Consider the following 13815-nt stretch of genomic DNA (forward strand, 5'->3'; position numbering starts at 1 on the left):
CGTGTTTTTTAGTTTGTTTGAACGAAAGTTCATTTTGTTTTCGTTCTTAAGTTGATGGGCATGTATGGTGACCCCTATTAGTTCATAAATCTTATTACAGTCCTTTACCTTTTCTTCTAAAGGAATTGCTTTAGGCATAACGAAAAAATACTTACCAGTTTTTTCACATGGTAATTCATAAGTTTCGACTGGAATTATACCTTGCTGGCCATTTTTGTATAACTCATGTACTTTAGTAGCTTCTGTTTTAAATCTTTCTAATTTTAACCTTGTATAATCTCCCTTTGATTTTTTAACTTGTTCATCGTTAATTTTTGAAACTTTAACTGCAAATTCGTTATTAGAATTATCCCGCATAAGGTAAACCCAACCATTTCCTCCTTCCCCTAGTGAATCTAATAGTCGATAATCTGTATAGCTCATTCATTAACCCCCATTTTCTATTCTTTTAACTGAGCATATAATATTACTTTTTTATGATAAATTGAGAGGCTTTTTTTATTTAAACTCGTCATATAAGTATAAAGAGATAATAAAGTTATTTAATTCTAATTCAACTAACGCACCCATTAGTTTAAGTACATTTCTTCACAAAGCGAATAATTAAACATAGCTTCCTTTATACTATCTAAGATTCCAATTATATTTAACCTTAAATTAATTGCGGTTCTTTTTCTAAATCTATTATTTGAAAATTGAATTTAGACTCTATTATTGCTCGATTCACTTTTGATAATTCGGGCGTCACTATAAATAGTCTATCCATAGCTCTACTTATACCTACATAATAAATTCGTTGTTCTTCATCTTCAGCTAAGTTTGGGTTAGTAAGAAACTCTATCGTATCTACTATCAATAAGACATTTTGAAACTCATCCCCTTTAGATTTATGAATAGTCCGATGCTGACTAATATCTTCTTTATAGGTTATACATAGTGCTACCTCTTTATAAGAATATGTATTATAAAAATCTTGGCTAGCACCTTTTCTAAAACCAGGCATCTCTATGTCTTCTCTAATTAATTGATAGAATTCCATTAAAGGCTCTTCCAAAAGTGTCCCTTGTCTTTGTATTAATTTTTGTAAGACTAAGACGGATTTTTTGAATTGCTCTTTTTCAGAATAACGAATAAAATTAGCACTCATTATTTTTATAGCATTTTTATAATCACTATGTTTAGCAAACTCTAGAGCTTCCATTGAATTTTTTATAATATTAAAGCGCTTGGTATTATCCTTTAAAGCTAATTCATCTAATAGTTTAGTATTTAGCTTACTATTGTCTACCGCAAATTTCATTGCATTTGCGGTTGGATTATCTCTAGCTAAGGTTTGAATGAACATGCCATTACCGTATTTTTCTTGAATTTCATTATATGCCTCCATGCTATTCCCTACAAATAAGATAGGTCTATCATGGTCTACATTTCTAATTGTAGTTTGATCAATATCTGTTCTAATTTCATTTAATAAATCTATTATTTGATTTGAACTTCGTCTATTTTCTGTAATAGTATATTCACTTTGATTTTCAATTTTGAATTTAAGGTACTCTTCTATACTAGCACCTTGAAATGAATATATTGATTGTGCAGGATCTCCAATTACCCCTACAATAGTTTCTTCTTCTGCTAATAAGGATACTATCTTAGCTTGAATCGGATTAGTATCTTGAAATTCATCTATAAAAAAATAAGGGAACTTAGCACGTAACACACTTAAAATAAAGGGGTACCGTGTAATCAATTCATAACTAAAATACAGCACATCATCATGATCGATTTTACCGTCCTTCCAATATATTTTTTTATAACTAAATAAATCTGTTTCTAAAATTTTTACTATCTTACGTAACTGCTTAGCCTTACTATCCTTACCTCTTAAATTTAATTTTAGTTCACTATTAAAACTATATTTAACACTCGATAACCAATCGAATAGTGCTTCTTTATTTTCTGGTAATTTTATCAATTGATTTATTGTATATGGGTGCCTTAACTTATCATTCATAGAATGATTTTCTAACCAAAATTGAACTTTATTATGTTTAGGTTCGATCGTATCATGACCCTTTATTTTTTGAATTTCTATGTCAAATAGTTCTGCTATATGAGTAAGATATGGTTTAACAACATGACTATATAAGAAGCTATGAATAGTTGAAACTTCTACTTGACTGACGGATTGAGTTCCTAGTCTGTTTAAAATAGTTTCTACAGCTATGTTTGTATATGTTATGCATGCTATTTTTCGAGTTTTCTCTAATCTCTTAGAATTTTTTAATGTGTTTTTAATATGATTAATTAGCCAGTGCGTTTTACCGGCGCCAGGCCCCGCAGTAACTTTGAAATGTTGCTCAATATCTATTGTATCTTCAGAAGAAATAAGAATCATTCTTCACACATCCATTCTATAGCTTCTTTGATATAATCTGGTACGATAAACTCTTTAAATTTAGTGCTTTCTTCTTCTCCAGCTATATTTTTTTTCAATAAGTTTTCCTCTAGTTCATAAGCTAATTCTAATGCATTTTCTCCTTTTCCCACTGAATTTAAATATCTTGAAGCAATTAATGCTTTTTTCTTATCTTCGTCTTTCCATTTTAATCTTTCATCTGCTAATGCTTTTCTAATCCGTTCGTTTTCTTCTGAAGTATTCAAACTCCCAAGCATTGTATCTAATGATTTACCCTCACTATATTGATCCATTAACTTAAAAATCTCTGTTCTATTGGTAGTAGACTCTGTAACCAATCCCTTAAATTTTGGGTTAAAACGAACCAAGTCGTACTCCAATGTTTTACCATAGTTTTCATCCTGCATAAAGAATCTAATATTATCAGGATAACCATTTTTCTCTTCATTTCGTTTATACTCATACCCAGTTTCCTCTATATACATTTCAAATGGATAACACTTTTTAAATGATATTTTTTTAGACTTATCGCTAGGGTTTAAATTTTTCCACTCTGGATCTCTATCTGTTATACAAGCTATTTTTCTTCTAATAGCATTTGGATTTGAAATATTAAATAAATGTAAAAAGTGATCAAAATATTTTCCATCCGCATTTATTACTGCTATATGATTATCTTCTAGAGAAACATTCAAATATTCAGCGAATATATACATGAGTAACTGTTCTGCCAATCCCTCTACGAAAATAATTTTTTCGGCGAATAGCATATTGGATTTAGTAGCATCTAAAAATCTTTGAACGTATTTTTTACTCTTTTTATTGTCACCGAAAGTTTTTCCTGGATAACCAATTAAAGTTTCACTTTGATTTTTATATATACAAATTAATTCATCCAAATTCACAGCACCGGCTATATGAGTGGAATGTGTAGTAACGAAAATTTGTCTCACTTTTTTGTTCTTTAAATTTTTTTTAAGAAAATTTAATAATTGTCTTTGCATTGTAGGATGTAAGTGTGCTTCAGGTTCTTCAATAACTAACATTGGATATACCTTAGCATTACTACCTAAATAGTCTTCACTTGCATCAACCTGCATTTTTGCAAGTAATAACGACATAAATATTAAATTATTGTATCCAAGTCCATTATTAATAATAGGCATCTTAATACCTGTCTTATATTCAACTATTAATTTTAAAGCAGAATAAAGTTCAATATCTGTTATACTTCCATCGAAATTTGGAGTAGATTTATCATATGAAGCACCTATATCTTGTGCATATGATAAAATATGTTTTTTCCCTTCTGTCATCCGCTCATTCAATAGTGAAATTAAATCTCCTGCGGATTCTCCCAATTTTTTCTTTTTGATTTTAATTTCCGCTTCTTTTTGTTCCTTTTCTAAAGTTTTATCAGATTTTATGTTATAGTCCATGAAGAAATCTAAAACATTTTTTAACAGCGTATTCTTCCCGCTGAACATATCTCGTTCAACATCTCTTATTGCATCTAAAAATTGAAAATCAAATTTTTGTAATGATTCACTATCAGCAGTTATTTGATTAGTAGATTCTCCACCCCAAATTTTATATGTATACAGTCTCAGAAATTCATCTTGAATAACTTGCCATACTTCAAATATATTTTCCGCTTCATTTATTACGCTCTGATACTTTTCATGAAACTTAGTTGGGAGATAAAATTCATATTGCAGTTTAGCTTCATAAGGTTCTTCTAACCTAGTTAGCCAGTTACTTACAGTCACTAAGTCATCACTCATTAAGTCTTCACAGTCGTCTTGCTTTAATGTAGCAGTTATTTTAATACTAGGTGGATATTCTTTTAATTCTTCTATTGGTATGTTTTTATTAAAATCATCAATTGATAAATGCTTTTTACTATTAGAATTAAAAATTAATGCTAATGCTCGTAATAAATTTGATTTACCAGCATTATTATGTCCTAAAATAACGTTTATACCATTATTAAAATCTATAGAGTTGGTACGGAAGTTTTTATAATTAGTTATATTGATATTTGAAATATACATTGAAATTAAGCTCCCTTTAATGATGATTTATAACTATTGTTTGTCCTTAACTTTTTCGATAATCATTTTGGTAAATAGCTCTTTCTGCTTTGTATAGAGGATTCTATTATTTATATTATACAAAGAAAAAATAAAAAGTGGTATAAAACCCCAATTTCACACCACTTTTTTAACAACTATTTTGTTTTATATAGGACTTTATTACGTTTTAAACAACTTTATTATTCACAGACAATAGACCATATTACTTGTTTCTATCATTGCACTTATTAATTTGGATACTTCACCTGAAATGAATAGTATTCTAATTATGTGTGCATTAGTTTTAAGCTTTGTTGTATGAGCAGTCAGTTCAACATATCATCAATTTTAAAAGCTAAATATCTTCTTACATAAAACGTGGGTCTTACCAAGTGTAGCATAAGAATAACCTCTTTATATTGTGCTTTTTCTTTTGAATATATGTCTTCGAAGGAAAATATTTTCTATTTTACTTTTTCTTTTTTTGCATATTTAAAATAGTTTCAGGGAATTTTTCTTACAAAAGGTTCCTTAAAAACCTTATTTTTCAACCTTGATTTTGTATACAAACGTATGCAATAAACGGAGTGGTATAGATGGCAGAAACATTTAGAAGAGGCAAAATAATCGATCATACTAAACGCCTTATTTCCCGTAAAGAGATAATCTCAAGTCAAATGACACAAAATGAATTCTCTTGTATAAGAGAGAGTCTTTTAGGCCAAGCTCAATGTTTAGACTTTATAATAAACGAACTTATTATTGAATTTGACCTAAAAAAGGAATTATAAACTTAATTCAACTTACATATACCTCAAATCATCAAGTAAATTCGGTATACATTTGTATACCGAATTTACTTGATGATTACTTCATGAAAAATCCTTTCTTAACACCATTATAAGAAGGGATTACACTACCCGTATATTTTTCAATTCTTGACGTTATCCATAAAGACTTAAAAAACTAATTTTCTGTAAGTGTTTTAAAAGTTAAAAATAACTGTTTACGGTATAAAAATAGTGCTATCTACCAAGAGGAATTTTTTAATTTCCTTTAGGATAGCACTACACTACATTAACTTAAGTTCTTAAGTCAATTATTGCAGCCTATGTAAAAAACACTTAATTATTTTCCACTTCCTCTAACCCTTCAGCCAATCGCTTCTTATCTAGCCCTTCCCCTATCACTACCAAGTTCGTCGGGAAACCGAAGTCTTGTTCCAGTAAAGTCGGTACCCCGAACGAATATTGGAATAAGTGCGGGTATTTATCTCCATGAAATTTCACAAAACCTTTCACACGATAAATACTATCTGGTAAATTTGAAAGCCATTCGTATAATTTATCTTGATCAATCGATTTCGTAAATTGATATGTCATCGTTTGTATATGTAAATGCTGTTTTACATGTAGCGTCTCATGTTCCGCGTCATTCGTAAATTCAGCTTCTTCTATGTCTTCTAAAGATATATTGCAATATTTTGTTTCAAACAATTTCGCATGATTATTTATCACTTTCACTTCTTCTATTACTTTGTTCTTATCCGCATCTGTTAGTAAATCTGATTTATTAATTAAAATGTGGCTACCAAACTTCAGTTGTTCATGCAATAATTGCTGAACGTTTGCACTTAATACACTTCGATTTAACCATCTTACTGCATCTAAAACGACTACAATGGATTTCACTTCTAAGAAAGGTGCTAAAATTGGTGATACACATGCATCTAACACTTCAATTGGATGCGCAACACCTGTCGTTTCTATATAAATGACATCTGGTCTTTCTTGCTGATATAACGAATGCAACTGTATTTCAAGCTCTTCTTTTAACGTACAACAAATACATCCTTTCAGAAGTTCCCTTAAAACATTCTCTTTTCCAATAATATCGGTATCTACCGAGTATTCACCAATTTCATTCATCAATACTGCAACTTTTCTATTCTTCTTTTTCTCCGCTAACAATAAATTTTGTAATAGCGTTGATTTTCCACTACTTAAAAAGCCACCTAATATATGAATTTCTACTTTATTCATTTGATCGACCATCCATTTCTTTATTTCAAACGTATTCAAAGCGTAATAATTACGATTTATATTTATTATTTTATTAAAAGAGTCGTGATTTGTAAATATATCTTCACTGTTCGTTTACTTCATACGCAACTCTAATTCCAGACTCTATTGCTCCTTGCATCCATCCATGTGTTAATGTCGTATGCTCTCCTGCAAAATGTACTTTCCCAGATGGTGGTGTAATATACGGAAATAACTCGAGCTCTTGGCCCGGTTCGAACGCTGTAAATGCGCCGCAAGAATACGGATTTTGACTCCAGCTAAAAGAGGTTCCAGTGACAAACTCACTATAGACGATGTCACCGTATATTTCCGCTAAATTTTTTAATGCGTAACGAATACGATCTCTTTGCGAGAGACTATCCCATGTTAATGCCTCATCTGCCCACGTATAACTTGCTATAACGATAGCTGGTCCTGGAGTATGAATGCCATAGCTCGGATAGTATGTAAAACGTATAGGTAAATCTGTAATAGATTTACCACCACACTGTCCCGCTTTCTCCCAAAATCTACTTTTAAACTCTATGGCAATTTTCGTTGCAGCAATATAATTCAATTCACGAATTGCTCGTCTTTTAAAATAAGAGAATAAATGGTATGGCTGAACTTCTACAAATCGTAACGCTGAAAATGGAATTGTGACAATAGCAATATCACCTTTTACCATAAACGAATGTAATGTTCGTTCATTTGTTACTTGCATCATTACCTTATTATCTTCCTGTATAATTTTTTCTACTTTATACAGCATAAAAATATTATCTTTTAACTCTGGTAAAAATGAATTTGGTAATGCATCCATTCCGCCTGTTATCTCATAATATTTCGTCGTTGAAGTAAAAAAAATCATTTCCCGTAATACTTCAATTAAAGACATTCCCATATAAGCTTCCATATCAAGAAGTACCCCGATCATGTCTATTGCACCGTCTGAATAATATTCAGTTAAAAATGTGCCGAGCGAATATGCTTTATACTTTTTTTCAACGATAATCCAGTTTTTATTAGGATCTTTTTTTATAAAATTTAGTATGGGTTCTAATACTGCCAACATTAATTCTTCTGCTGTTTTACCTTTTTCGCTCTCCAAAATTGGATATCCAAGTATACTTGGATTTTTTTCGAATATGCTCAATCTCGTTTTAATATTATTCGTATAAATAATATCTGAAGCGGTTTTATTTATAAAAAGATTTAACGGTAATTTAAATTTACGAATGTATGCTAAAGTTAACTCGTGTGTTTCAGGAATTCGCATCGGCCCTGTATTAAAATATAAACCTCTGCTAAACGGTTCACGCATCGTATATATTCTTCCGCCTATTCGGTTATTCGCTTCTAAAATGGTTATATTATGACCTGCTTCTTTCAATAATGATGCTGCAACTAATCCTGAAATCCCTGCACCAGCAATAATAATATGCTTTGGATTCTTCGTTTTAACGAGCCCCACATTAATAATATGAAGCATTCTTTCCATCGTTAATGGCTGCATCATGCCCTTTTCCCCTTCAATAAAGGATTTTATTGCATTATATTCGATTAACTTACTTCCTATGTTTCATGCAAAGAATTGCACGGATACATTTTCAATTACTTGAATATCTTTTATAAAATGTAATAAACTAGATATGACTCTATAGAAGTAAGACGTATTATCTTACATAATAAAATTAATGAAATTGCGAGGAATTTTGAAATGAAAAAAGGGATTAACCGTGTTGTATTAGTAGGAACAGGAGCGGTTGGATGTAGTTATGCTTACTGCATGATTAATCAAGCTGTGGCTGAAGAATTTGTTTTAGTTGATGTAAACGAAGCAAAAGCTGAAGGGGAAGCAATGGATTTAAGTCATGCTGTTCCATTCGCGCCAGCTCCAACTAGAGTATGGAAAGGTAGCTATGAAGATTGTAAAGATGCTGATCTTGTAGTCATTACGGCTGGATTACCACAAAAACCAGGCGAAACACGTTTAGATTTAGTTGAGAAAAACGCAAAAATCTTTAAACAAATTGTTCGTAGTATTATGGATAGCGGCTTCGATGGTATCTTCTTAATCGCAACTAACCCTGTCGATATTTTAACTTACGTAACTTGGAAAGAATCTGGTTTACCGAAAGAGCGCGTAATTGGTTCTGGTACAACACTTGATTCTGCTCGTTTCCGCTATATGTTAGGTGAGTACTTCAATATTGGTCCACACAACATTCACGCTTATATTATCGGCGAACATGGCGATACTGAACTTCCAGTTTGGAGCCACGTATCAGTAGGTATTCAAAAACTACAAACACTGCTTGAAAAAGACAACACGTATAATCAAGAAGATTTAGACAAAATTTTCATAAACGTTCGTGATGCAGCTTACCATATTATTGAGCGAAAAGGTGCAACTTATTATGGTATTGGTATGTCACTTCTACGTGTTACTAAAGCGATTTTAAATGATGAAAATAGTGTATTAACTGTATCGGCTTACTTAGAAGGTCAATATGGTCAAAAAGATGTGTATATCGGTGTACCTGCTGTTTTAAATCGCAGCGGTGTTCGTGAAATTTTAGAAGTAGAATTAAGTGAAGACGAAGAATTAAAATTCGATCACTCTGTTCAAGTGTTGAAAGAAACAATGGCTCCAGTTCTTTAATATATAAAGTAAAAAGCAATCCAAAATAAATTGGATTGCTTTTTACTTTATTTTTCTATTTTTTAATCGATTCCTCATTATTTACATCAAGTACATCTAATAAAAAGATAAAGATTGGTATCCCGATAATAAGCCCCCATATTCCAAGGAAATGTTCAGAAAAGATGAGAATCATAACTGTATAAAAGATTGGTAAATTTGTTTTCGCAGACATAAACTTCGGATTTAAAAAATAACTTTCAAGAGCATGGATTACTGTAATGAAAATAAGTATGTATACCACGTACATAACTCCGCCTACATTATATGCAATAATACAAAGTGGAAACAAGGAAATAATTACCCCGGCAACAGGAATTAATCCAAGTAAGAAAATCATAACAGCTAATACGAGAAGCTGCGGAAATCCTAAAACAATTAATGCAATAACAGTAAGAATACAATTTACAACCGCAATTAAAAACTGCGCTTCAATTACTTTACCGAATGATCTTGCGAACCTTTCGCCAAAATATGCAATCTCTTCATAAAAAATCTTTAGCTTACTCTCTTTAAATTTAGAAGTAAATGTAATAATACGCTCTTTTTCTAATAAGAAAAATAAGCTTAATATGAGAGACAATAATATTTGTAAACTTACCTTCCCTATATTTGCTATCGATTGATAGATGACATCTACACCTTGTTCTATATACTTTGATACTTCCATTCCGTTAATTGTCGAAAGTGCATATTTAATGATTTCATTATCAGGCGGGTTTTGAAAAAACAATTTAAATTGATAAATCAATTGCGAAATTTGTATCGTTAACACAGGTAAATATTTATACAATGTCGTGCCAATAAAGGAAACTAATATGATATACAAACAGGCAATAACAATTTTCCGATTCACTTTCAATTTCTTTGAAATAAAACGTTGAAATCGATCCATTAAAAATGTCAGTATAAACGTAATTAATATTAAATTGATCATACTTTTTAATCCATATAATACAAGCGCTACTATTATTAAAACGAGAAACCGTTGAAACCCTCTACTTCGAAAAAAATTTTTCACTTCATTCATTAAGATTTAACCTCCCCCTTCAATGGATGGAAATTGAATATATTACATTTTATGAACTTCTATAGACAATCTTTCTTACTAATTAGGAAGAATCCTTTTTTTCTTTTTATATTGTTAGATTCTATTTATATTAGCCCACCTACTTACTTCAGTTGAGCTCTTTTTTTCGTTTAACCTTTTACAATTTAGGTGATTTTCTATTTCTAGACTGCTGCTCATACGCATATCCAATATTGAACAGTTCCTTCTCACCGAATTGCTTCCCGACAAACACTGCACCTACTGGCTCTCCATTGTTATCATATCCTGCTGGCACCGCTAATTCTGGATAGCCAGCTATAGCTGATAGAAGAACTTCCTCGTTATTAATCATAACTAGAGCATCCAAACCTTTTTCTACTAAATATCTATCTAGCTCTTTTCTTGCATTTTCTTGACTCGTTTGCACTACTTTTTCAAACTCATCTTTCGTTATAGCAGATTTTTCAGACGCCTCAATTAATGTTTGTCCATATTTTATTCGTCTATTACTATCCTTTTTAGTGAACTACTCACCACTTAACGTCCTTACGGGCTGTTTGAAGTGGGAGCTTCTTGGGAAGTAGATACTTTTATTAGCTATCTATATTTACCAAGCTATAAGGGTAGTACCTACCCCTAAAGAAAATACCAATTACGTGGTTAATTTTAGTAAGTTTATACTTGCGTTTACATCTCTATCATGATGGCTATTGCATTCAGGGCAAGTCCACTCTCTAAGGCTTAGATTCTTGACTTCCTTATTTTTATAACCACAGCAAGAACACAATTGACTACTCGCATAATTCTTAGGTGCGACTATCAAATCGCGACCTTTCCATATTGCTTTATAGTCAAGGTGCTCTCTGAATTTAGCCCAAGATACTTCACTGATTGTTTTTGCTAATTTGTAATTCTTTTGCATGTTCTTCACTTTCAAGTCCTCAATCACAATTACTTGGTTTTCGTTTGTGATTTCATTGCTTATCTTGTGAAGAAAATCATTGCGTTGATTCGCAATCTTCTCATGAAGTATTGCAACTTGTAACCTGGCCTTATTTCTATTGTTTGAACCTTTCTTTTTGCGCGACAAAGAGCGCTGCAGAAAAGCTAATCTTCTTTCGGCTTTTCTCAACCATTTAGGGTTCTCATATTTCTTGCCATTAGACAATATTGCAAAGTCTTTTAGCCCAACATCAATACCAACTTTTGCATCAACTTTAGGAAACAATTGCTCATTTTCTTCTACTAAAATCGATACAAAGTATTTACCAGTAGGTGTTTGAGACACTGTAGTAGACTTAATTAATCCAAAGAATTGTCTGTGCTGTTTAATCTTTACCAAGGTCTTTAGTTTGGGCAGCTTGATATAACCACTCTCAATGTAAACCGTGCCTTTTTGGTTATTTGTTGTATAACTACGATGGTTATCTTTCTTACTTTTGAATTTCGGAAATCCAACAGATTTATCACGGAAAAAGTTAGCGTATGCTTTATTCAAATTCATTTGAGCATTTGCCAACGCAAGACTATCAACTTCCTTTAGGAATGGAAATTCAGCCTTATATTGTGCAGGCGTAGGATATGTAACAGATTTATCAAGTTTATCCGGTGATTCTTGATAAGATTTGATTCTATCTGCAAGCATCTTGTTGTATACAAATCGAACACATCCAAATGTTTTTGAGAAAAACATTTGTTGTTCTTTATTTGGATAGATACGATATTTGTATGATTTTAACATTTCCTACACCTCACTTTTCCCTTGATTTTCAATATATTTCTTTACTACATCGATCGGTAACCACCCGTAGTAATCAAGCAAAAGCTTCTTGACCAAAACATTTCTTTCCAAAGTTTCTTTCTCACATGGGGAAAGTCTCTCTTGATGAGTCGAGAACTTGCACTTTTATAAGCATTAATGAACTTTGTTATTTCTGTATTCGGATGTGCCTTGAATAAGATATGCACATGGTCTACATCATGATTCCATTCAACTAATGTGATGTTATAGTTTTCAGATAGTCGGACAAACATGTCTTTTGCATAGTCCGACATATCATCATCAAATACATTTCTTCAGTATTTCACGACCAATACAAGGTGATAATACAACAAGAACATTGAATGATTATTGCTATCTAACTTCATTGATATACCACCCTTTACCCTTTATAAGACTGATTATATTGGAGGGAAAAATAAAAGGCAAAGCATTTTGGCTGCGCCAAACCGAAATTCATCTCCCACCTATCGTTGGGCTATGCCCTTCACACGCTTGAGGAAGGAGAATTCTTTCGAGAAATTCGTTAAACGCCATAATCTCTTCTAACGATTTTACCGGTACGTTTTTTGCTGCGAAAGATAATCGTTAACACTCTATTTTTAGAGTATAAGGTACACTCAGGTTCTTTGGAAAATAGTTTTTATATACGTGATATCCGCCAGCACACGCTAATAAAACAATGCCTCCAGCGATAGACAGCGTTACCTTTACCCATTTCTTCATGTTGCTTCCTCCACTCTATAAGGTGCTTCTTTATACGAAAAAGAGAGTTACCTTTTACTTAACTCTCTCCAATCAAAATGCTAAATGAAAAAATGAAAGATTTCAATCTAATTACTTCTTTTTTTGCATTTGCTTTGCTAACATTTCTTTCACTTGATTATACGTTAACCCTGAATTTTTATTTAAACGCTTTACTTCCTCAACATCAGTACCTACCACTGTATATTTTTTCTCATCATTCATTTTCCTAATTCCCTTCTCAACGGATTATTTCTTATATTTCTTCCCTAAATGCGCATAAATTAACACCACTACAAAAAAGGAAGCTGTTTTTAAGCACAGCTTCCTTCTCGTTACATATTGTATTTCTTAATAAAATTTCACTACATCTTCAGTAGGCAAGAACGTTCTTTCTGCTGGTTGTTCGTTTGGTTCACCAAATGGCATTTGACCTACTAAGCTCCACTCAGCTGGAATGTTCCAAGTTTCTTTCACTTCAGCATCTACGATTGGGTTGTAATGTTGTAATGACGCCCCAATTCCTTCAGCAGATAATAACATCCACACAGTATGTTGTAACATTGCATTTCCTTGATGAGACCAGAATGGGAACTGATCTTTATATAATGGTGCGTTTTCTTGCATTTTTTCTACAGTTGCTTGATCTTCAAAGAATAGTACAGTCCCTACACCTGCATGAAAACCTTTTAGTCTTTCTACAGTCGCTTCAAAGTTTTCTGCTGGTACGCGGGCTCTTAATGTTTCTTTTACAATATCCCAAAACTTTTCATGCTCTCCATCCATTAATACAACCATACGACCACTTTGCATATTGAAAGATGTTGGTGCGTGTAAAGCTGTTTTTAACACTTCTTCAATTCTTTCTTTCGTAATTGCATCGTTTTTTGTTACTTTACGAATCGAACGGCGGTTCACGATTGCTTCTTTTAAGTTTGTTGTAGTTGCTGACATTTTAATTCCTCCAAATGTTTGTTTTATG

Annotated in this window: 10 protein-coding genes and 4 pseudogenes; 2 read left to right on the forward strand and 12 right to left on the reverse strand. The window is 31.9% G+C overall.

Going from position 1 to position 13815, the window contains the following annotated elements:
* The 3 genes and pseudogenes from PDQ68_RS13305 to PDQ68_RS13315 form a co-directional block, all read right to left on the reverse strand.
* Positions 1-423: pseudogene (locus PDQ68_RS13305) on the reverse strand (hypothetical protein); the annotation flags it as partial.
* Positions 424-652: 229 nt separating this feature from the next.
* Positions 653-2395, reverse strand: coding sequence for a UvrD-helicase domain-containing protein (locus PDQ68_RS13310; protein ID WP_061182359.1), 1743 nt, complete (start codon positions 2393-2395; stop codon positions 653-655).
* On the reverse strand, positions 2392-4470 hold the full coding sequence (locus tag PDQ68_RS13315) for an ATP-dependent nuclease (protein WP_270786833.1): 2079 nt from the start codon (positions 4468-4470) through the stop codon (positions 2392-2394). The genes PDQ68_RS13310 and PDQ68_RS13315 overlap by 4 nt, the downstream gene beginning before the upstream one ends.
* 617 nt (positions 4471-5087) lie before the next feature.
* On the opposite strand from PDQ68_RS13315, the gene PDQ68_RS13320 reads away from it, so the two are divergent.
* Positions 5088-5282 (forward strand): hypothetical protein, encoded by a 195-nt coding sequence (locus PDQ68_RS13320; RefSeq protein WP_000852178.1) that lies wholly within the window; start codon positions 5088-5090, stop codon positions 5280-5282.
* A 333-nt stretch (positions 5283-5615) separates the two neighbouring features.
* On the opposite strand, the gene PDQ68_RS13325 is transcribed toward PDQ68_RS13320, so the two are convergent.
* Positions 5616-6533, reverse strand: a complete 918-nt coding sequence (locus tag PDQ68_RS13325; protein WP_061182703.1) for a CobW family GTP-binding protein — start codon at positions 6531-6533, stop codon at positions 5616-5618.
* Between the two features lie 103 nt (positions 6534-6636).
* Entirely contained in the window at positions 6637-8073 is a 1437-nt protein-coding gene (locus PDQ68_RS13330; RefSeq protein ID WP_061182702.1) for a flavin monoamine oxidase family protein, read from the reverse strand.
* A 201-nt stretch (positions 8074-8274) separates the two neighbouring features.
* Here PDQ68_RS13330 and PDQ68_RS13335 point away from each other — a divergent pair, with 201 nt between their 5' ends.
* Positions 8275-9219 carry an L-lactate dehydrogenase gene (locus PDQ68_RS13335; RefSeq protein WP_061182701.1) on the forward strand — a complete coding sequence of 315 codons (945 nt, stop codon included), beginning with the start codon at positions 8275-8277 and terminating at the stop codon, positions 9217-9219.
* A gap of 55 nt (positions 9220-9274) precedes the next feature.
* On the opposite strand, the gene PDQ68_RS13340 is transcribed toward PDQ68_RS13335, so the two are convergent.
* The 7 genes and pseudogenes from PDQ68_RS13340 to PDQ68_RS13370 all read right to left on the reverse strand — a co-directional run bounded on the left by PDQ68_RS13340 (position 9275) and on the right by PDQ68_RS13370 (position 13787).
* Complete coding sequence (locus PDQ68_RS13340; RefSeq protein WP_061182700.1) at positions 9275-10288, reverse strand: AI-2E family transporter; 1014 nt, start codon at positions 10286-10288, stop codon at positions 9275-9277.
* 178 nt (positions 10289-10466) lie between these two features.
* Positions 10467-10835: pseudogene (locus tag PDQ68_RS13345) on the reverse strand (amidase family protein); the annotation flags it as partial.
* 126 nt (positions 10836-10961) lie between these two features.
* Positions 10962-12050 carry an IS200/IS605 family element RNA-guided endonuclease TnpB gene (tnpB, locus tag PDQ68_RS13350; RefSeq protein WP_061182698.1) on the reverse strand — a complete coding sequence of 363 codons (1089 nt, stop codon included), beginning with the start codon at positions 12048-12050 and terminating at the stop codon, positions 10962-10964.
* Positions 12051-12053: 3 nt separating this feature from the next.
* Positions 12054-12457, reverse strand: a pseudogene (tnpA, locus tag PDQ68_RS13355) (IS200/IS605 family transposase).
* 197 nt (positions 12458-12654) lie between these two features.
* Positions 12655-12815 (reverse strand): annotated as a pseudogene (locus tag PDQ68_RS13360) (amidase family protein); the annotation flags it as partial.
* A 111-nt stretch (positions 12816-12926) separates the two neighbouring features.
* Positions 12927-13058 carry a hypothetical protein gene (locus PDQ68_RS13365; protein ID WP_000997344.1) on the reverse strand — a complete coding sequence of 44 codons (132 nt, stop codon included), beginning with the start codon at positions 13056-13058 and terminating at the stop codon, positions 12927-12929.
* Between the two features lie 126 nt (positions 13059-13184).
* Entirely contained in the window at positions 13185-13787 is a 603-nt protein-coding gene (locus PDQ68_RS13370) for a nitroreductase family protein (RefSeq protein ID WP_001277021.1), read from the reverse strand.
* Positions 13788-13815: the final 28 nt, after the last annotated feature.

It is taken from the genome of Bacillus cereus group sp. Bc010 (genome assembly GCF_027716745.1).
Lineage (GTDB): Bacteria > Bacillota > Bacilli > Bacillales > Bacillaceae_G > Bacillus_A > Bacillus_A pacificus.